Genomic DNA, 243 nt, shown 5'->3' with positions numbered 1-243 from the left:
ATCAGCGCGGCGGGATCGAGGGCCGCGACGCCATGCACCGAGGCCCGTTCCGTCGCGAGGTTGACCGATGCGTGGGCGACGCCCGGTACGTTCGCGAGCGCCTTTTCGACGCGGCCGACGCAGGATGCGCAGGTCATGCCGCCGATGTCGAGTTCGGTATGGCGCGAAGCGGGCGGCGGTGCAACGTCGGCATCCGGTGCCGCGACCGGCGTCGCGCCATAGCCGGCCTGCTTCACCGCGTCC

The 243-nt window shown here is 72.0% G+C and carries 1 protein-coding gene; it reads right to left on the bottom strand.

The genetic code is table 11. The features are described from left to right. Positions 1-243: heavy-metal-associated domain-containing protein (locus tag HWY45_RS36495; protein ID WP_176118532.1), on the bottom strand; the 243-nt coding region annotated here is incomplete at both ends.

Origin of the sequence: Burkholderia stagnalis, from assembly GCF_902830275.1 — a bacterium.
GTDB lineage: Bacteria > Pseudomonadota > Gammaproteobacteria > Burkholderiales > Burkholderiaceae > Burkholderia > Burkholderia stagnalis.
This window is presented reverse-complemented; position numbering and strand designations above follow the sequence as displayed.